Annotated in this window: 17 protein-coding genes; 10 read left to right on the top strand and 7 right to left on the bottom strand. The window is 44.5% G+C overall.

Annotated elements, in window-relative coordinates; all coding sequences use genetic code 11:
- Position 1: 1 nt before the first annotated feature.
- The 6 genes from ABIN91_RS12410 to ABIN91_RS12385 all read right to left on the bottom strand — a co-directional run bounded on the left by ABIN91_RS12410 (position 2) and on the right by ABIN91_RS12385 (position 5,537).
- Positions 2 to 982, bottom strand: coding sequence for a HipA domain-containing protein (locus tag ABIN91_RS12410; RefSeq protein WP_348051430.1), 981 nt, complete (start codon positions 980 to 982; stop codon positions 2 to 4).
- A 2-nt stretch (positions 983 to 984) separates the two neighbouring features.
- A complete protein-coding gene (locus ABIN91_RS12405) occupies positions 985 to 1,314 on the bottom strand; it encodes a HipA N-terminal domain-containing protein (RefSeq protein ID WP_348051429.1) in 330 nt (109 codons plus the stop codon).
- A complete protein-coding gene (locus ABIN91_RS12400; RefSeq protein ID WP_348051428.1) occupies positions 1,314 to 1,529 on the bottom strand; it encodes a helix-turn-helix domain-containing protein in 216 nt (71 codons plus the stop codon). Before ABIN91_RS12400 ends, ABIN91_RS12405 begins: the two co-directional genes overlap by 1 nt.
- Before the next feature lie 854 nt (positions 1,530 to 2,383).
- Positions 2,384 to 4,015, bottom strand: a complete 1,632-nt coding sequence (locus ABIN91_RS12395; RefSeq protein ID WP_348051427.1) for a cytochrome c biogenesis protein CcdA — start codon at positions 4,013 to 4,015, stop codon at positions 2,384 to 2,386.
- 2 nt (positions 4,016 to 4,017) lie between these two features.
- Complete coding sequence (locus ABIN91_RS12390; RefSeq protein WP_348051426.1) at positions 4,018 to 4,464, bottom strand: protein-disulfide reductase DsbD domain-containing protein; 447 nt, start codon at positions 4,462 to 4,464, stop codon at positions 4,018 to 4,020.
- A gap of 8 nt (positions 4,465 to 4,472) precedes the next feature.
- On the bottom strand, positions 4,473 to 5,537 hold the full coding sequence (locus ABIN91_RS12385) for a cysteine synthase family protein (RefSeq protein ID WP_348051425.1): 1,065 nt from the start codon (positions 5,535 to 5,537) through the stop codon (positions 4,473 to 4,475).
- A gap of 153 nt (positions 5,538 to 5,690) precedes the next feature.
- On the opposite strand from ABIN91_RS12385, the gene ABIN91_RS12380 reads away from it, so the two are divergent.
- Positions 5,691 to 6,161, top strand: a complete 471-nt coding sequence (locus tag ABIN91_RS12380) for an Lrp/AsnC family transcriptional regulator (RefSeq protein ID WP_348051424.1) — start codon at positions 5,691 to 5,693, stop codon at positions 6,159 to 6,161.
- Here the strand turns inward: ABIN91_RS12380 and ABIN91_RS12375 are convergent.
- Positions 6,156 to 6,371, bottom strand: a complete 216-nt coding sequence (locus tag ABIN91_RS12375) for a hypothetical protein (RefSeq protein WP_348051423.1) — start codon at positions 6,369 to 6,371, stop codon at positions 6,156 to 6,158. The genes ABIN91_RS12380 and ABIN91_RS12375 overlap by 6 nt on opposite strands.
- 777 nt (positions 6,372 to 7,148) lie before the next feature.
- Here ABIN91_RS12375 and kdpA point away from each other — a divergent pair.
- The 9 genes from kdpA (at position 7,149) to ABIN91_RS12330 (ending at position 20,412) form a co-directional block, all read left to right on the top strand.
- Positions 7,149 to 8,867, top strand: coding sequence for a potassium-transporting ATPase subunit KdpA (gene kdpA, locus ABIN91_RS12370; RefSeq protein WP_348051422.1), 1,719 nt, complete (start codon positions 7,149 to 7,151; stop codon positions 8,865 to 8,867).
- A gap of 8 nt (positions 8,868 to 8,875) precedes the next feature.
- The gene (gene kdpB, locus ABIN91_RS12365; RefSeq protein ID WP_348051421.1) at positions 8,876 to 10,894 is read left to right on the top strand and encodes a potassium-transporting ATPase subunit KdpB; all 2,019 of its coding nucleotides are present in this window, start codon (positions 8,876 to 8,878) and stop codon (positions 10,892 to 10,894) included.
- A gap of 12 nt (positions 10,895 to 10,906) precedes the next feature.
- A complete protein-coding gene (locus tag ABIN91_RS12360) occupies positions 10,907 to 11,470 on the top strand; it encodes a K(+)-transporting ATPase subunit C (protein WP_348051420.1) in 564 nt (187 codons plus the stop codon).
- Positions 11,471 to 11,667: 197 nt separating this feature from the next.
- Positions 11,668 to 12,798 carry a sensor protein KdpD gene (locus ABIN91_RS12355; protein WP_348051419.1) on the top strand — a complete coding sequence of 377 codons (1,131 nt, stop codon included), beginning with the start codon at positions 11,668 to 11,670 and terminating at the stop codon, positions 12,796 to 12,798.
- Positions 12,795 to 14,537, top strand: a complete 1,743-nt coding sequence (locus ABIN91_RS12350; RefSeq protein WP_348051418.1) for an ATP-binding protein — start codon at positions 12,795 to 12,797, stop codon at positions 14,535 to 14,537. The genes ABIN91_RS12355 and ABIN91_RS12350 overlap by 4 nt, the downstream gene beginning before the upstream one ends.
- A 204-nt stretch (positions 14,538 to 14,741) precedes the next feature.
- Positions 14,742 to 16,076 carry a sigma-54 dependent transcriptional regulator gene (locus ABIN91_RS12345; protein ID WP_348051417.1) on the top strand — a complete coding sequence of 445 codons (1,335 nt, stop codon included), beginning with the start codon at positions 14,742 to 14,744 and terminating at the stop codon, positions 16,074 to 16,076.
- A gap of 160 nt (positions 16,077 to 16,236) precedes the next feature.
- The gene (locus ABIN91_RS12340) at positions 16,237 to 18,198 is read left to right on the top strand and encodes a KUP/HAK/KT family potassium transporter (protein WP_348051416.1); all 1,962 of its coding nucleotides are present in this window, start codon (positions 16,237 to 16,239) and stop codon (positions 18,196 to 18,198) included.
- A 114-nt stretch (positions 18,199 to 18,312) separates the two neighbouring features.
- Positions 18,313 to 19,227, top strand: coding sequence for a pentapeptide repeat-containing protein (locus ABIN91_RS12335; RefSeq protein ID WP_348051415.1), 915 nt, complete (start codon positions 18,313 to 18,315; stop codon positions 19,225 to 19,227).
- Between the two features lie 600 nt (positions 19,228 to 19,827).
- Complete coding sequence (locus ABIN91_RS12330) at positions 19,828 to 20,412, top strand: hypothetical protein (protein WP_348051414.1); 585 nt, start codon at positions 19,828 to 19,830, stop codon at positions 20,410 to 20,412.
- Positions 20,413 to 20,643 lie beyond the last annotated feature (231 nt).

The raw sequence follows: 20,643 nt of genomic DNA, 5'->3' as shown, positions 1-20,643 counted from the left end.
CTCAAACCTTCTTCAGTTGCTTTAGCTTGCCTTGGTAAGATTGCAGGTAGTTTCTTTTAGTCGTTTCATCAAGGAAAGATGCATTGGCCAATTGGATAACATGTTCTGGTCCGGATAACATCTGTGACATCAGATCGCTGAAAACCTTTTCTGCAATCCCAGCCTGTTTTGCCAAAACTGAGAATTGATACTGTATTTTACCCTGTGCCAGATTTTGTGGTAACAGGCCGCCATCTAAAGCAAAATCTTTGTCATTGATGTGGATATGGCTGTTCAGCAGGTCATAGGCCGGACTTAAACGATAATCCCCCATCGGAGTTTCCAATAATGAAAAGTTCTTGAAATGGGCGTCGCCGTTTGAGAACAGATAATTAAATATCAATAATTTCAGCAGCTTTGGCGCTTCTATCCGGTAAGCAGGTACAAACTTATCCATCAATTGGAAAATTTCCAGGTAATTCCCCAGATACTTATAGTGTTCGCCATGGGTTTGAGGGGTGCGGCCGGCCAGCGATGCAAAATCATCCTGAGCCAGTTTCATCCCATCCGGCTGCACATCAAAGCGTTTGGTTATATAAGCAGGTTGACCATCCCTAAAGAAGATCATTGCATTTTCGGCCGTTTCAATACCATATACCTGGCGGGCGATCTGCATGGTCAGGTGTTCATTAGCCGGCATTTGATCCGGTCGCCTGCCGGCTCCTGGAATTGGTTTCAAAATATAGGCTCCCCGTTCACCTTCCGAAATCAGCCTGAGTTTATTTTTTTTTAAAAGGAGGGAGAATTTTTCCTGCACCCCTGATATGGACATTCGTTTTTTACTCTCATCAAATAATTCGTCAGTCTCCGGGTTTGAAGCGGGGGATTCGTAAGGAAGAATATGACTGATCTTTTTTCCGTGAAATACCCGGTTCAGACATGCGCGGCTGTATGTATTGAAATTCGGAGCCAGTGTACCGGGGCAATTATTTATTTCCGGCATGTTCATATCATTTCGATTTTTTGAATATTGACAGCACCAATTGTATCGTGTTTTGCCGTGACAAGTAATAAACCGAAATAATCATCCAGATCAATCCGATTGAGTTTGCAGACAACCTGTTTGTTGGAACCCTCGGGCAGCATATTGTAAAAAAACGGGAACAGATGATCCGATTGATATGGCGCTTTTTGTTTGGGTAGTGTGAGGCTAATCGCTGGTTTGCGGCTGTCTTCTGTCCACGACGGATTATAAAGAAACGAAAAGGAGCCGTTATCATGCTGGCTTATGATGCCGGCTTCTTCTCCTTTAAATATAATTTTCGCCTGTCTCATTATTCAGTTATTCTGTTCTTGATTTTCATACTTACCTCTAAGCCCAGGGCATCCCCTATCTTTTGCAGTGTAATGAGCGTAGGATTTCCTTTCCCTCTTTCTAATTGTTTGAGTGTCCGCAAGCCCACGCCGGATAATTGCGCCAATGTCTCCTGAGTGACCTGAAGCGATTCTCTGCGATCCTTAATAATTTGTATGATATCTTTAAAGTGCATTGTAATGCTCTATTAGATACAAATATATGGATAAACTTGGCAATTCGTAATAAAGTGCAATAAATTACACTTTATTACGAATTAAGAACAAAAAATGATTAACCAACCCTGCAATGTGCCATATAGTGCACTTTTTTATTGAATATTTTGTGTTATTTCCGTAAGCCATATGATTGCTATGCAAAAAGCGCTATCTTCATAAGAAATAGAATCTAAATTGGTGTCGTTGACCTTGAGGGTTCATATTCCATTTGATTTTTTGGATAGGAATTCTTACCTTTAAAGTGTAAATGAAGTGCGGTTATTCGGCAAAAAATGATGTTTTTGCAGTGAATGAAGGGCATGATTTTGAAAAATACTGGTAACTGCTTGAACCTTAATTAAGTAGTAAAAAAACGGAAAAGCGTCATTCCTGTAGTCCTGGTTTCAATGAAGCATAACATGCTGATTTACAATACAGAATTACAAAGGTTCACTTCCCGTCCTTTCCGCTAAGAAGCCCTTAAAGCTTCTTAAAAACGCTTAGATTTCTGGTCTAAGCGTTTTTTTTTGCCTCAAAAATCCGCAGCACCTCAGTATTTATGACTCAGCCCGTGACCTATTCGGTGCCGGGTTTTAAAAACCTAATTATAGTCACCTATAAATCAACGATTTGATAATCAATTAGTTGGAAATATTTTTTGACCTCAAACGCGATCAAAACCACACAAAATTCTGGCTTTTGAAGGATCTGGATTTGGTGAAATATCGGGACAATTTAAATGACGGGAACCGTTTGGACCGAGGGTTCAGGTCCCGTCTGAAAACTTGCGTTAACTGACCAAATAAAGAACTAAATGAAGACCCTATCACAATTATTTATGCGTTATTTTGTATGCATTTAAGCCGCTGTCTAAAAACTTCAGATAGCTCACCGGATCGTAATCGGCGCCGTTGGGGGCAACAAGCGGTTGTTCCGAATCCTGGTCGAGCAGCACATAAAAGGGCTGAGAGTTGGATAGAAATTTACTCGTCTGTAAATAGCTCCATTTGTTCCCTATTGTCTTGATAGCCCGACCCTGTGGTGTTGTTGTTTGCTCTTTGATGGCCAGGTCAGTTTTATCGTCAACGTATAGCTGGATCAGCACATAGTCCTCGTTTATCCGTTTCGCGATTTGTTGATCCGTCCAAACATTCGCTTCCATTTTACGGCAGTTCACACAGGCATGACCTGTAAAGTCGATCATTACCGGTTTGTGTGTTTTTTTGGCGTAAGCCAATCCCTCGTCATAGTCGAAAAAGGGATTAAAGCCTTTTGGCTTATCAAACAGGGTGGTATATTTATGTGGCCCGCTATCGGGAATACTGCCGCTTGTAGCGGACACGCCGGCGGACAGGTCGAAGTCTTGTGTTGACATGGGCGGCAATAAAGCGCTTACCGATCTCAACGGGGCTCCCCATAGTCCGGGTACCAGGTACATGGAGAACGAAAACGCAATGATCGCTAAAAACAACCTCGATACCGCGATATGGTCCAGGGCACTATCATGCGAAAATTTGAGTTTACCTAACAAATAGAACCCAGCTAAAGCGGCTATTACAATCCATAACACCAAGAATACTTCCCTGTCGAACAAGTGCCAGTGGTATGCCAGATCAACATTACTCAAAAACTTCATGGAAAGCGCCAGTTCCAAAAAGCCCAAAACCACTTTAACGCTGTTCAGCCAACCGCCTGACTTTGGCAAAGACCGCATCCAGTGCGGGAACATAGCGAACAAGGCGAATGGCATCGCTAATGCGAAAGAAAACCCTAACATCCCTATCGCGGGTGCCAATAAAGCCCCTTCAGTAGCGGCTTGCACCAACAGGGTACCTATGATAGGCCCTGTGCAACTAAAGGAGACCAAGGCGAGGGTGAAGGCCATAAAAAACAAACCTGCAAGGCCTGCTTTGTCAGATTTGGCATCCATCGCATTGACCCAGACCGATGGCAATACCAGTTCGAAAGCGCCGAGAAATGAAGCTGCAAAAGCGACCAGTACCAAAAAGAAAAACAAGTTGAATACACCGCTGGTGCTTAATGCATTCAGGGCGTCCGCACCAAAAGCGACAGAGGTAAAAAGCCCCAGAACAACATAGATTACGATAATGCTTAGTCCATATATCAGGGCCTTACCGATAGCGCTGTTCTTTGTTCCCGAACTTTTAGTAAAAAATGCGATGGTCATGGGTAGCATCGGGAAAATGCAGGGCATAAAAAATGCCAGGACACCGCCGATAAAACCTTTGATAAATATTGCCCATAATGAAGGCGCCGGAAGTTTCGCGATCTTCGCAGGCACAACGACAACAGCAGGTTTCGCTGGTTCTTTCTTTTGAACAACGAGCGTATCGCTCGCTGATGTAAAGGTCACACCATCGGTCGATATTGTATCATTGTTTTGAGCGAAAGAAAACACTAAACCGCTAAAGAGCAAGAAAAGTACCAGAAGTAATTTTTTCATTGTTATTTGATCACTATGCTAAAGGTCAGGTCTTCCGGCGGCAGACATTTTTGATCGTTGCAGGTCATATATTCCAATGTTCCTTTAACAGTAGCTTTGCCATTTTTTAATTTTATTTTCTGCTGAAAGATCACCTGGCGTTCAAAAAAACTGACATCCATATTAAAGGTCTTTTCGTTGCGTGTAACCGGGGTAGGCTCGATGGTTTTGCCCACCAACGTAAACTCTTTTGAAGGAGAAAAAGTAAAAGTCGTTTTTATCGGCCCGCCATCCTTAACGGTTTGTGAATAAACATGCCAACCCTCATCGATATCGGCTTTCATAAACACCATGGCTTCGGTGGCACTCTTTTTTTTGAACCCATATGACCAACGTACCGGGGTTAGTATCTGGGCATTAACGGTTGACATGGCAATCATCAGTAAGATGAACAAGGCGGTCTTTTTCATGTTGATTCTTATATATTGATAAAAGTTTCGTTTAAACGTGGCATAGGATGATAAGTCACAAATTCTGTATCGGTAGAAATATACCCGGCCTTTACCGGCTCTTCTTTGACCAGGTCCGTACTCAGGTATTTTTTATTACTATCGCAAAGCAGGGTCACCACGATGGCATTGGTACCTAATTGTTCTTTTACTTTGATCGCTCCGATCACATTCGCACCCGATGAGATACCGACCGCTAAGCCGAGCTGTTTGCTGAGTTTTTGTGCCATAATGATCGCGTCACCATCGCCCGCTTGTACGACTTCGTCCAATTGGTCGAGCTTTACGATAGAGGGTATGAACTCATCTGAGATTCCTTGTATACGGTGGCTGCCGATTTTATGCCCTGTTGTCAAGGTCGGAGATTCCGCGGGTTCCAATGGGTGTATACTGACATTGGGATTCAACATTTTAAGATATGCACCAACGCCCATCACGGTACCGCCGGTACCCACGCCCGCCACAAAAGCATTAGGCATGATACCCGTCGAAGCCAGTTGACGCCATATTTCTCTGCCTGTTGTTTTTTCATGCGCCTCGGCGTTGTAGCGGTTCTCGAACTGTCGCGGCAGGAATATGTTATCTGAATGAGCATGCAGGCTTTCCGCCAAGCGAATACTACCCAAAAAGCCGCCTTCAGCTTTACTGACCGGCACAACTTCCGCACCCATGCTTTTGATGATATCAATTCTTTCTTTACTTAACCAATCAGGCATAATTATTTTTACCGGGTGACCAAGGGCCTTACCTATGGCAGCGAATGCGATACCTGTATTTCCCGAAGTCGCTTCAACTATGGTATCACCTGGCTTTATCTTACCCTGCTTGTACGCCTGGTACATGATATAAAGCGCCATCCTGTCTTTCACACTTCCTGTAAGGTTGTAATGCTCGCATTTAACGAAGACTGTACCCGGCTTTCCCTTGAAGGTATAGTCAATAGCCACCATCGGGGTATTCCCCACCAGATGCCACAACTCTTTAAATTGATTTTCAAGTTCCGCGCTTAATTTCATTGATGCTAAAGCCTCCATAGGTTTTTATAATGTTCAGTAAAAATGATTATTGTTATAATTAAATACAATACTTACCTTTAAAACCATAAAATTTATGGTAAATCACATAATTTATCAGATATAATTCAGTTTTTCCTTTTTAATTGTGTCCCAACTTTATCTTTTTTCAGTATGCCGCCAACCAGCCCCTTAGACAAGTCAGACATCGAGATCTTAAAACTCCTGCAAACCGATGCTTCTTTGACCAACAAAGAGATCGCTTTCCAACTACGTAAGTCCGTCGCAACGGTACACGAACGGATAAAACGCCTTAAAGATCAGGGCTATATCAAACGTATTGTCGCTATTCTCGACCGCAGGAAGATCAACAAAGGCCTGATCGCTTTCAGCCAGGTACTATTGAACGATCATGCCGCCGATACCTTATCCGGCTTTGAACGGGAGGTCGCTAAATTTCCGGAAGTAATGGAATGCTTCCAGATGACGGGTGCTTTTGATTTTATCCTCCGGGTAGCTACGACAGACATGGAAGCTTACCATGATTTTTACCGTCATAAACTTGCAACGCTCCCCAACATTACAACGGTTCAAAGTTTTTTCGTCCTTTCTGAGACCAAAAGCGATACAGCTTACCCGTTATAAAACGGTCAGTTTGTGGAGGCACAGCGCATTGTTTACCTTGGCAATAATACGCAGGGTACCGTCCGTATCATAGCCCATCAAATATCCCCCCAATACAAAATCCATCGGGTAATGATACGTCTTGTTAGGCACAAAATGGATCTCTTTTTTTACTGGGTTGATGGTGAAATTATATCGGCTGATAAGCCGTATGCCAATTGAGCCATCCATATCAGAGTTCCAGCTATCAGCACTGCCTCCGCTTAACCGATAATAAGGAAAGCAATTAGCAGAATAACGCAGTTGAATATAATATATTCAAAATCAGACAGTTCCGTAGCAATGAAATTAATTGGGTCGATGTACCCCCAAAAATTCACTTTCGAAGAATTGCAACATCGAACCGCTTTTACAAGTGAATTATAAACTTGTATCTGCTTGATTAACAGTAATGAACATTGGAACACTCCACTCGGTAGGGCATCAGGAAATTCGGAAAGTGTAAAGGAGTTGAATTTAGATATACTGCTGACAGAACCTTACGTAGCTGCCCCAGCGCATCCAGACCAGCCAAGAAAGAAGAAGAAAAAAGGCCAAAGCCAAAGTTATAATATGCCACGATAATTATTAATGCACCAATAGCCGGTAATATGCTTCGTAAAATTGCCCAATAGGTTTGTTTTGGAAATCAGCCCTACCATTTTGGTAGGGTTTTTTTATGAAATTAGGATTTTATAATACCACAAATCATTGATAATGAATAAAATAACATGTTGATAAAATTATTGGTACTGCTTTGGCATAGCCTGAATCAAAAACTAATAATCATATGATCACGCTATTGCTGTTCCTGGCCATTTTGCTTCTAAGCTGGCTCGTTTTTAAATCCATCGACTGGTTCGAGAAAATCTAATCATCATGATCCCATTATTCATCATTTCCATTGCAGTTTTCCTATACATGGTATATGTGCTGCTTAAACCCGAAAACTTTTAATTCAATTCACCCATGAACACAGAACTACTTGGAATCTTCGCCTCGTTTATCATAACGCTGGTGATCGCCATTCCGCTTGGTAAATATCTTGCGAAGATGTTTGCCGGTGAAAGGGTTTGGACCGATTTTATGAAACCTATCGAAAACGGTATCTATAAACTATCGGGGATCAACCCCAACGAACCCATGAACTGGAAACAGTTTTTGAAAGCCATGATGACCATTAATATCCTTTGGTTGGTCTACGGCTTTTTTGTATTGATGCACCAGGATAAGCTGCCTTTGAACCCCGATGGCAATCCCGGCATGACCGCCGACCTGTCTTTTAACACGATCATCAGTTTCGTGGTGAACTGTAATTTGCAGCACTACAGCGGTGAAAGCGGTGCCAGTTACCTGGCCCAGCATTTTATCTTCATGTTCCTGCACTTTACCAGTGCAGCCACCGGTATCGCCTGCGCTGTAGCCGTGTTCAAAGCCTTTAAAGATAAAACGACTACTAACTTGGGTAACTTCTGGGAATTTTTTGTAAAAACCATTACTCGTTTACTGTTGCCTTTGTCTATCGTTATTGCATTGATCTTAACTTTTAACGGTACGCCTGCAAGTTATGCAGGTAAAGATCAGTTTATCACCTTACAAGGAGATACGGCTCATGTATCGCGCGGCCCGGCAGCGCAAATGATCGCCATTAAACACCTGGGTACCAATGGCGGTGGCTGGTTCGGCGCGAACTCCGCCCACCCGCTGGAAAACCCGAATTACCTGACCAACATGACCGAGATCATTTCGCAAATGATCATTCCGATGGCCATGATCCTGGCCTTTGGTTACTTTATCCGTCGGAAAAAGCTAGGCTGGGTGATCTTCGGAGTGATGATGGTCGGTCTGCTGATGCTGATGATACCGAGTGTCAGCAGCGAATTGGGTGGTAACAGCGCCATTGCCAAAATGGGGGTCACACAAGCTACCGGCGCCATGGAAGGCAAAGAAGTCCGCTTTGGGCCTGCCGCCACTGCTTACTGGAGCACATTGACCACGATCACTTCGACAGGTTCTGTTAATGGCATGCACGATAGCACGATGCCACTGACCGGTGCGTGGCAACTACTGGCCATGATGATCAACGGCTTCTTCGGCGGCTGTGGCGTGGGTATCCTGAACTATTTTATTTACCTGATCATTGCCGTCTTTATTTCCGGTTTGATGGTTGGCCGTACACCAGAGTTCCTGGGGCATAAGGTTGAAGCGCGTGAAGTGAAGATCGCAGCCTTGATCACGCTCTTAAGTCCGCTGCTGATCCTGGCCGGGACGGCAGCGGCTGCCTATGTGTTTACCGCTTACGGGAGCGCGGATTGGGCGGTTAAGCCATCCACCTGGCTGAATAACCCAGGTTATCATGGCTTTTCGGAAATGCTGTATGAGTATACTTCGGCCAATGCCAATAACGGCTCTGGTTTTGAAGGGCTGGGCGACAATAATATCTGGTGGAACGTAACGACAGGTGTGGTACTGATTCTGGGCAGGTTCCTGCCGATCATCGGCCCGGTAGCTATTGCAGGTTTATTGGCCCAAAAGAAATTCATCCCGGAATCCGCAGGTACGCTGAAAGTGGATACCGTAACATTCGGTGCCATGACCTTTGCTGTCATCCTTGTTTTAAACGCATTGTCTTATTTCCCTGCACTGGCTTTAGGCCCATTGGCAGAATTTTTCTCAATGCCTAAATAATTGATCACATGAAAACTCAATCCAATAAATTATTTGAACCGGCCCTGGTGCAAACCGCCCTAAAAGAGTCGTTCGTCAAACTAAATCCTAAGATCATGCTGCGCAACCCGGTGATGTTCACCGTGGAAGTAGGTACAGCGATTATGGCTTACATGACCTTTTACAGTCTTACCCATGCGGGCCAGGGATCATTCGCTTATAACCTGATCATCTTTATCGTACTGTTGTTAACCCTACTGTTTGCCAATTTTGCCGAAGCCATTGCTGAAGCACGCGGTAAAGCACAGGCCGACAGTTTAAGGAAGACACGTGAAGAAACACCTGCCAAAGTACTTAACTCCGATGGCTCGATCATTACAAAATCATCCAACGAACTGCGTAAAGGTGACGTGTTTGTATGCGAAACCGGTGATACGATCCCTACTGATGGGGAGATCATCGAAGGCTTGGCAACAATAGACGAATCGGCCATTACGGGTGAATCTGCACCGGTGATCCGGGAATCAGGTGGTGATAAGTCTTCAGTAACTGGTGGTACCAAAGTACTATCTGATAAGATCAAAGTTAAAGTGAGCACCGAGCCCGGTGAAAGCTTTTTGGATAAAATGATCGCCTTAGTAGAAGGAGCTTCCCGTCAAAAAACCCCGAACGAAATCGCCCTGACCATCTTATTGGCCAGCTTTACGCTGATCTTTATCATCGTTTGTGTAACGCTGAAACCGTTTGCCGATTATGCCAACACGCCGATCACTATTGCAGCATTGATCTCCTTGTTCGTGTGTTTGATCCCGACCACTATAGGCGGTTTATTATCAGCCATCGGAATTGCCGGTATGGATAGGGCGCTAAGAGCTAACGTGATTACTAAGTCGGGTAAGGCTGTAGAAACGGCAGGCGATATTGACGTATTGCTGCTGGATAAAACAGGTACCATTACCATCGGCAACCGTAAAGCCACACATTTCTGGCCGGCTACCGGCGTTAGCCCGGAAGAGCTGGTAAAAGCTGCGGTACTTTCTTCACTGGCTGATGAAACTCCCGAAGGTAAATCCATCGTTGAACTGGCACAAAAAAACATCAGTGTCCCTGCCGGTTCCGGGTTTATTAAATTCACCGCCGAAACGCGTTCCAGTGGGATTGATACCCCTGACGGTACCCGAATCCGAAAAGGCGCGTTTGACTCGATCCGTAACCTGGCCGTTAAAGCCGGGCATCCAATACCAACCGATGTGGAAGAACGGGTGAAAGAAATCGCTTCCAACGGTGGCACGCCATTAGTGGTATCACAGAACGAAGTGGTATTGGGTACCATCGAATTACAGGATATTATCAAACCCGGCATTGCCGAACGATTTGAGCGCCTGCGTAAAATGGGCATCAAAACGGTAATGGTAACCGGTGATAACCCCCTCACTGCAAAGTTTATTGCCAATAAAGCCGGTGTAGATGACTTTATTGCTGAAGCTAAGCCTGAAGATAAAATGAACTACATCAAAGCCGAGCAGCAGAACGGACGACTGGTAGCCATGATGGGCGATGGTACCAACGATGCCCCGGCGCTGGCGCAAGCCGATGTAGGCGTGGCAATGAACAGCGGTACGCAAGCAGCTAAAGAAGCAGGTAACATGGTTGACCTGGATAACGACCCGACCAAGCTGATCGAGATCGTGGAGATAGGCAAACAGTTGCTGATCACCCGCGGTACCTTGACAACCTTTTCTATCGCCAATGACGTAGCTAAATATTTCGCGATCGTGCCGGCATTGTTTGTTGCTTCTATCCCTGCCTTGCAGGCCATCAATATTATGCACTTGCATAGTCCCGAAAGTGCGATACTTTCTGCGGTGATCTTTAACGCGATCATTATCCCGATGCTGATACCGTTAGCACTCAGAGGTGTTGCTTATCAGCCGATCGGTGCGAGCGCTTTACTGCGCAAGAATCTACTGATCTATGGCCTTGGCGGCGTTATCGCACCATTTATAGGTATCAAACTCATCGATTTGGTTATTTCCTTATTCTTTTAATTTTTAAAAATCATGAAAACGAATCTTGTAAAATCTATTCGCCTTACGCTGGTACTCATCGTGGCGCTGTGCGTGATCTACCCAGTGATGATCACCCTGGCCGGCAAATTGTCGAAAGGTGCCGGGGATGGCGAAACCATCAGTGTGAACGGTAAAGTGGTGGGTTATGCCAACGTTGGCCAAAGTTTTACCAAACCACAGTATTTCTGGGGAAGGCCTTCCGCTGTGGCTTATAACGCTGCCGGTTCTGCCGGTTCCAATAAAGGCCCAAGCAATCCTGGTTATTTGAAAGATGTGACTAACCGCATCGATACCCTGCTGAAATATCACCCTTATTTAAAAAAAGGCGATATCCCGGCTGAAATGGTGACTGCATCAGGCAGCGGGCTTGATCCTGATATCTCGCCGGAAGCCGCAAAGATGCAGGTAAAGCGGGTAGCTCAATACCGCAAACTGGACGAACAAAGGGTAGCTGCGCTTTTAGCCGCTCATACCGAACAGCCACTGTTGGGTCTCTTCGGTCCGGCCAAAGTGAACGTTTTGAAATTAAACGTGGCGCTTGATGAACTAAAATAAACAAACATGAAAAAAATATATGTTTATATACAACCATGGCGCAGGCACTAAATCTGCCTCACAGTTTGCGTTGGCAGCTGTATATGCCTTTAAAAGAAATATAAAACACTAATTTAGTTTTAGTTTGATTGATCGGGAAATGTGAACGATGACCCCATTAGCCGGCCATCCGAGTGGCCGGCTATTTTTTCAAAAACATGGAAAGCGAAAACAAAGATAATTCCGTCAGGGATTTTATTGAACTGGTCAAAAAGTCCAGGCGCGGTAAACTCAAAGTTTATATCGGCATGAGCGCCGGTGTAGGCAAAAGCTACCGCATGCTCCAGGAAGCGCATGCCCTGCTCAAGAATGGCATCGGCGTGCAGATCGGGTATATCGAAACCCATAACCGGGCCGAAACCCATGCTTTATTGGATGGCCTGCCGATGATCGACCGTCGCAAAGTGTTTTATAAAGGCAAGGAACTGGAAGAAATGGACCTGAAAACCATTTTGAACCGCCACCCGGAGGTAGTGATCGTTGATGAACTGGCGCATTCCAATATTGAAGGCAGCAAGAACAGCAAACGCTGGCAGGATGTCGCCGATATCCTTCAGGCGGGTATCAGTGTGATTACCGCGGTAAATATTCAGCACCTGGAAAGCCTGAACGAAGATATCGAGCAGATCACCGGAATCACTATCGGCGAGCGGATACCGGACAAGATACTGGAGTTGGCAGATGAGATCGTTAATATTGACCTGACGGCGGATGAGCTGATCGCCCGGCTGAAAGAAGGCAAGATCTATGAAAAAAGCAAGATCGAACGTTCCCTGCAAAATTTTTTCCAGAGCGATAAGATCCTGCAACTGCGGGAACTGGCCCTGAAGGAGGTTGCGCATCACCTGGAGCGAAAGATAGATATTGAAATCCCTAAACAGATCAAACTGAGGCCGGAAAAGTTCCTCGCTTGTATCTCTTCGAACGCGGAAACAGCTAAAATCGTGATCCGTAAAACGGCTCGGCTGGCTTCTTATTACCGCTCACCATGGATCGTGCTGTATGTGCAAAGCAGCGGCGAAAGCGTGGATAAGATCCGGCTGGATAAACAACGCTTTTTGATCAATAATTTTAAACTGGCCACCGAACTCGGTGCAGAAGTGCTGCGGGTTAAAAGTGACCAGGTTACGCAAACCATTATGCAGGTGTCCGAAGAGCGGGAGATTACCACTATCTGCATCGGTAAACCCCATCTAAACTTATTCCAGGTGATCCTGAGAACCGCTGTATTTAACGAACTGCTGCGCAAGATCGCCGCAACTGAAACCGATTTAGTTATATTATCATGAAAGTAAAAAATAAACTCCGCCTCGGATTTGGATTTTTATTCATCGTCGTCCTGTTTTTCGGGGGACTATCCATTATCCTGATCAACCAGATCGCCACTAACGGCAAGGTGATCCTCAAAAACAATTACGAAACACTCACCTTTGTACGCGAAATGCGTTCCATACTGGACGAGCAGGCATTGCCTTTAAATGCCACTGCCACCGGTACATTTGAGCGGCAATTGGTTGCCCAGGAACACAATATCACTGAAAACGGGGAAGGTGCAGCTACTAACGCGCTGCGTAGCCATTTCAACCAGTTGCAAAAGCAAAACTCCTTGGCTGCGGTAAGGGCTATCCGCCAAGATCTAAAGCAGATCGAGATCCTGAATATGAAAGCCATTGTCCGTAAAAACGATCAGGCTAACCATGCGGTGGATAAGGCACTCCTTTTCCTGGGCTTCGCAGGTTCGTTCACCTTTTTAGTGCTTTTTAGTTTCAGTGTCAATTTCCCCGGCGCTATTGCTAACCCGCTGAATATACTGCTCAAAGGTATCCGGCAGATCAGTCAGAAAAACTATAAGGAGCGTATCCATTTTGACAATAAAGATGAATTTGCCGAAGTTGCCGCTGCTTTTAACGCTATGGCTACGCAATTGAATGATTGGGAAAACAGCAGCCTGTCACAGATCATGTCGGAAAAGCAACGGATCGAAACCATCATCGAGCAAATGCAGGATGCAATTATCGGTGTAAATGAGCAGCAACAGATCTTATTCATTAACACCACGGCCAAAACCATGCTCAACCTGAGCGAACAAAAGTATGAAGGGCAGCAGGTGGCCGATATTGCCCGTCATAACGACCTGCTGCAATCGATCATCGACACCAAAGGCAGCGGCAAACCATTCCGCATCGTAATCAACGGCAAAGATTCCTTTTTTCAATTGGATTCCACCGAGATCACTGTTCCTAATATTACGCCTAACCCCGAGGATACGATCAGCATCGCCCGCCGATCAGCCGGACGGGTATTTATCCTCCGTAACGTGACGGAGTTTAAAGAACGTGATGAAGCCAAAACTAATTTTATAGCAACCATTTCGCACGAACTCAAAACGCCGATCTCCGCGATTAAGATGAGCCTGAAACTCTTGCATGATGAACGTGTCGGATCATTAAACGAGGAACAGGTAGATCTCATTAATCATATCGGGGATGATGCCGAAAGACTGCTGAAGATCACCTATGAATTGCTGGACCTTTCCCAGGTCGAAACCGGCAATATCCTGCTTAACTTCACGGCAACTCCGCCGGAGCAGATCCTGCAATATGCAGTGAAAGCTGTTAAATTTGAAGCGGAACAAAAGCAGGTGAATTTGGAGCAACACCTGCCGGCACAGCTGCCGCAGGTACTGGCTGATACGGAAAAGACCGCCTGGGTAATGATCAACTTCTTATCCAATGCCCTGCGGTACAGTCATGAGCGGTCGCGTATTGTAATCCAAGTAAAACAACAGAAACAATTTCTGGAATTTTCCGTGCAGGATTTCGGCAAAGGTATCGATGTGCAATACCAAGACCGCCTATTCGACCGCTATTTCCAGGTGCCTACTGATGGGCAGAATAAATCCGGTTCAGGTTTGGGTTTAGCCATTGCTAAAGAGTTTATCACCGCACAGGGCGGGCAGATCGGGTTGGAAAGTGAAGTTGGCAGCGGAAGCCGATTTTATTTCACCTTGCCAATAGCAAAAAATTAGGTGACATGATGGTACTTATCTTAAAAAATTCGTCACCTTATTCGCGATTATACTGGTGCCGTTGATACCGAGGAGCGCCTTGAAACCTATTCAAGGCGTTAAGGTCGACCGTTCAGTATCAGATTTTTCCATTGATAAGGTCGGTAACCTTGTCGATCGCCGCCAAGCTACAGGAATAAACCATTAATGTTAAATTAGCAAATTATGAAATCAACTGTATTGATCATTGATGATGAAACCAAACTGGCCGGCTTGATGGCACGGATCATTGGGCTGGAAGGCTACCATACTTTACTGGCCGGTTCGGGCAAGGAAGGGCTGCGGCTGTTGGAACGCGAGAATGTCCAGGTGGTGCTCAGTGATGTGAAACTACCCGATGTCAGCGGCGTCCAACTGGTTAAAGAATTGAAAGATAAAAAGCCGTATATCGAAGTGATCTGCCTGACCGCTTACGGCGCCATCGCGGATGGTGTTACTGCGATCAAAAACGGCGCTTTCGATTATATTACCAAAGGCGACGATAACGAACGTATCTTGCCTTTACTCGCCAAGGCCGCCGAAAAGGCTGAACTGCAATACAAGCTGTACCAATTAGAGAACCAACTGATCAGCCAGCATAGCTTTGAAGGGATCATAGGCCAGTCTCGGGCGATAAAGAACGCGATCGAATTGGCGCGCAAGGTGGCCGTCACCGACACTACGGTGTTACTGCTCGGTGAAACCGGCACCGGTAAAGAGGTGTTTGCCCGTGCCATCCACTATAACAGTAACCGCAAGCAAAAGAGTTTTGTGGCGGTCAATTGCAGCGCTTTTTCGCGCGAGCTGCTGGAAAGCGAACTGTTTGGTTATAAAGCCGGTGCATTTACCAATGCTATCAAAGATAAAAAAGGCCTGTTCGAAGAAGCCGACGGCGGTACGCTGTTCATGGACGAGATCGGCGAACTGCATATCGATTTGCAGGCCAAATTATTGCGGGTACTGGAATCCGGCGAATTTATCAAGATCGGCGATACCAAGACCAATAAGATCAACGTGCGGATTATCGCCGCCACTAACCGGCATTTGCAGGAAGAGATCGGGAAAGGTAATTTTAGGGAAGACCTGTTCTATCGCCTGTCGGTATTTCACATCAACCTGCCCTCACTGAATGACCGGCGCGAAGATATTCCCTTACTGGCCGATTATTACCTGAAACAATATACTGCCAAGATGAACCGGAAAATGAACGGTATTGATCCGACCATGCTGGAGCAACTGGAGAAATATAACTGGCGGGGTAATATCCGGGAACTCAAGAACCTGATCGAACGCGCGGTCATCGTCGCGGATGATGAGGTGCTTAAAGCTGACCTGCTACCGGCCGATCTTTATGGGGAGCAGGAAAGCCTATTAAGCGTATTTGATATGGCCGCGATGGAAAAGAACCATATCCGCAAGGTCTTGAAACATACCAAAGGTAATAAGACCGAGGCTGCGCGCCTGATGAACATCGGGGTGACAACACTTTACCGTAAAATTGAAGAGTATCATTTAGGTTAACCCTACCGGAATGATAGGATAACCCTACCGTTTTGGTAGGGTTGCTTTTTGTGAATTAATATAAAAATGGCCTTGCTTTCATTCTGAGGTAGTTTTTGCCAAAATGGAATGGTACTTGCCATGCAGCTGGCATGTTCACATATCATTTCCTTGTTAATTTATGAATTCCCATCTCAGAAAGCTGTCCGCCGGCGGCGTACTCATCACTCTTGGTATTATTTTCGGCGATATCGGTACCTCGCCTTTGTACGCCCTGCAAACTATTTTAAAAGAAGGCGGTGGCGCAGATCAGTTTATGGTTTTAGGCGCGGTGTCGTGTATCTTTTGGACATTGACCCTGCAAACCACCTTTAAATATATTTTCATCACACTGCAAGCCGACAACCGCGGTGAGGGTGGTATCTTTTCGCTGTATGCACTGGTGCGTAGGTACGGTAAATGGCTGGCCATACCGGCCATCATCGGTGCAGGTACGCTGTTGGCTGATGGTATCATCACCCCGCCCATATCGGTTACATCTGCTATAGAGGGCTTGGCGCTGGTTCCGGCTTTATCAAAAGTCATCGTACCCGGCAATGATATTATTTTGATCGTGGTGATCGCTATTATCATCCTTTTGTTTTTCTTTCAGCAGTTCGGCACCAATGTGGTTGGCGCGGCTTTCGGACCGGTGATGCTGGTTTGGTTTGTGATGCTGGCGAGCCTGGGCATGATCCAAGTGGCCCATTATCCGATGATCTTTAAAGCGCTTAATCCGGTCTACGGGTTCGATCTGTTGGTTAAACACCCTAATGGCTTTTGGCTGCTGGGTGCCGTATTCCTGTGTACAACTGGTGCCGAAGCACTTTACTCTGACTTAGGCCATTGTGGGCGCAAGAACATCCAGGTTAGCTGGATATTCGTCAAGACCGCTTTGATGCTGAATTACCTTGGGCAGGCCGCCTGGGTATTGTCGCAGCCGAAGGCTGACGTAAATGTCAATCCTTTTTTCGCTATCGTACCGCACGGTTTCGTGATCCCCGCCGTTGGTATCGCTACCTTAGCGACGATCATCGCCAGTCAGGCCTTGATCAGCGGTTCTTTCACACTGATCAGCGAAGCGGTCAGTATGAATTTTTGGCCACGAATTACCATAAAATATCCGTCCAATATCCGCGGGCAGATCTATATCCCCAGCATTAATTGGATATTGTGTTTTGGCTGTATCGCGGTCAGTCTTTATTTCCGTACCGCCGAAGCGATGACGGCGGCTTATGGGTTTTCGATCACCATCGCGATGTTGTCCACCACGATCCTGATGTTTTACTTTATGCGCTATGTAAAACACTGGCCACTTTGGCTCGTGGTCATTATCTTATGCGTATTCCTGACAGTAGAATCTTCATTCTTTGTTGCCAATTCAGTTAAGATCGTGAAAAGGCTGTTCTTCCTGGTATTTGAAGTAGGTTTGATCTTCACCATGTACATTTGGTTTCGTGCCCGCAAGATCAATAACCGCTTTTTGGCATTTGTAGAGCTGAAAGACTATATACCTATGTTGAATTCGATGAGCCAGGATCAGGGCATTCCTAAATATGCAACACACCTGATCTATTTGACTAAAGCTAATAACAGTAAACAGATTGAACAGAAAATCATATATTCTATCTTGAGCCGCAAGCCTAAGCGAGCCGATGTTTATTGGTTTGTGCATATCGAGCGCACTGATGAGCCTTTCACAATGGAATATACTGTAGAAGAACTTGAACATGAGAAAGTGATACGTGTCGAGTTCCGTTTAGGTTTTCGCATCAACCCTCGTGTTAATGTTTTGTTCCGCAAAGTGGTTGAAGAAATGATACAGCGCAACGAATTGGATATTACCAGTAAGTACCAATCTTTGAGCAGCTACCACTTACCGGCTGATTTTCAGTTTGTGATCATGGAGAAATTCCTGTCGTATAACAACGAATTTAGCGTAAAAGAAGGTTTTATTCTTCGCAGTTATTTCTGGATCAAAAGCTTGGGATTGAGTGAAGCCAAAGCCTTTGGTTTGGATACCAGTGAAACCCGTGTCGAAAAAATACCACTTGTTGTAAATCCTGTGACGCACACTAATCTCCATCGGGTACCCGTGAATTAACGGCTAATGCAACTATAAGTAGTGTAATTACAACTGAAAGTAGCCCGATTTACTGTGATTATAGCAACAATGCCTTGTATTTTTGCCATATCAATTAGTTAAAAAACTAAGCATATGGAAATGAAAATGATTGGCAATAAAATAGCCGAAGCCAGAAAAAAGGCAAATATGTCTCAGGCAGAATTAGCGGAACAATTATTTATTAGTCCGCAAGCCGTGGGGAAATGGGAACGTGGAGAATCGACACCGGATATTGTTACAAGCAAGCGCCTTGCGGAAATATTAAAGGTTGACCTTAATTTCTTAACGGGAAGTTTTACGTTAGCGGATTTGCCTAACAACAATTCGTCATCGGCTGAAGAAAGCGTACCAGCTTTCCGCTCTCAGGAGCCTTCTGAAATGATCCATTTCAGCGGTAGCAACTTGTTAGAAAGCGATTTTGCTGGCGTTATCGCGCATAATCGTAAATTTAATGGAAGTGCGTTGCGTGGCACCGATTTTACTGGTGCCGACCTGACAGGTAGCAGATTTTCTGGCAGCGATGTTTGTGAAGTCAATTTCAAAGAGACTAATCTCACAAACTGTGTTTTTTCAGCGGTCGACCTTTCCGCGTCCTCCTATCAAAAAAGTATTTTGATAGGAACGGAATTTACCAGTTCAGGAATGAACCGCACGAAATTCACAGATTGCGAATTCCTGAATGTTAAACTGGCCCGAACTGATCTTAGAAAAACCGTCTTCGAAAACTGTATGTTTGAAGCTGTGGAATTCAAATCTGCCGATCTTACAGAATTGAATTTTGACGGTCAGCACTTTACTAATGTTAAATTTCACAATACGGCATTAAACGGTGTCTCTTTCAAAGGCGCAACACTCAAAAGTGTGTCATTCCGTGCCCCTTACGCTTTGACCAATAGATACTATAAGGCAATCCAAACAATTTGCTTTGATGATGCCATGATAGATAAATTGACTTACGCCGCATTAAAAGGAATTGGAGCTAATCTCTCGAAAGTTACTACGTATTAAACAATATTCCGAAAAACCCATGGCGGAGGATTATTAGGCAATCAATTGAAAGTATATAATAGGGAATGTTCATTTAAAATGTTTTCGTAGGCATAGCGTTCAAAAAAAATCAAGGACAGAAGTCTTTTCATAGAGAAGAATCTTCGTGCCCTATTGGCTATGTCTAATCTGGCTGGTATCACGTAATTTCTGTAGTGTCGACTTGCTTTTGATGTGAAGTAATTTCATTACTTCTTCGCGGGATATACATTATCCTGTGTGTCTTTTTCCCTCATAAAGCAACAGTAATAACTATTGCCTATAAAAAAGATAGTGAGCCATTACAAAATGCTATCTAAAAAAAATTGTATGGAATCTTGTATGTGAAAAAAAGAAATCCGCAGAAATTATTGAAAATTTCGCGGATTTCGGTGAAATTTCGTGGTCCTTAGACTACAAAACTCGAACTCTTTTATGGGTGATTTGCGTTGTGTGGCAGGATTGGAGGATGATTAGTCGAAATTTCGCCGCTATAATTTTCAGGTTAAACCAGCAAAAAAAACAACTGACATAGTTGCATATAAAATTAATATTCAGTATATTATACCTAATTAAAGCAAAATGAAAGAGTGTAATAATATCTACTGCATATTTGACCAATTGGAAAAAAGAAAAGCAATGTTTCTTGGCAATGGGTGCACTTTTCAATCCTTAGAAAGTTTCGTTACTGGATATCAATTGGCAGCAAACGAGCCCCAACTTGAACAACCGGGTTCGCCCAATTTTGGTTATTTTAGCACATGGTTACTGGGGCATATTGATGAAAACTATGGTCTTGCTGGTGGCTGGTTTTGGCAAATATCCAATCGTAATTTAAACGATGACATAAAAGCATTTGATGATTTTTTTTATTTACTGAGAGTTTTTAAAATCTCTGTCATCAGTACCAAATCGGCGATCGTTAATTCCCAAGCGCATAATTTTAGTATTGATGGGCCTGTTAAGCGATTCACAGGCGAGAACCTGGATGAACCACTTAAAGTACCACATACTATTCGCTGGATCAATATTGCCAATTCTTCAACAACATGGATTGAGTTTTTGGACGAAAATAATAAGGTATTTAATGAGTCTTGGTATTTGGATCCAGAAGAGGTCAATGATGCTCTTGAAAAAGAATTCGGAGGTTATTTAAGACTTCTTTAACTTCGAGTCGAAGTTATCGTTTTATAAATTGAAAAAGCCTTTAGATGGAAATCTAAAGGCTTTTTCAATTTTATTCCCATGCTTAGCATACGGTGGGTCATTTTGTGGTCCTTAGACTACAAAACTCGAACTCTTTTATGGCTGATTTGCACAATGCAGCGGGTTTAGAGGATAATTCGTGCAATTTTTGAAGTTGGAAATAAGCGGCCAAAATTAGAATTGGCCGCTTAT

The sequence above is a fragment of the Mucilaginibacter sp. genome (genome assembly GCF_039921305.1).
Classification (GTDB): Bacteria; Bacteroidota; Bacteroidia; order Sphingobacteriales; family Sphingobacteriaceae; genus Mucilaginibacter.
The sequence above is the reverse complement of the archived record's forward strand: the minus strand, read 5'-3'. Positions and strand labels throughout refer to the sequence as shown.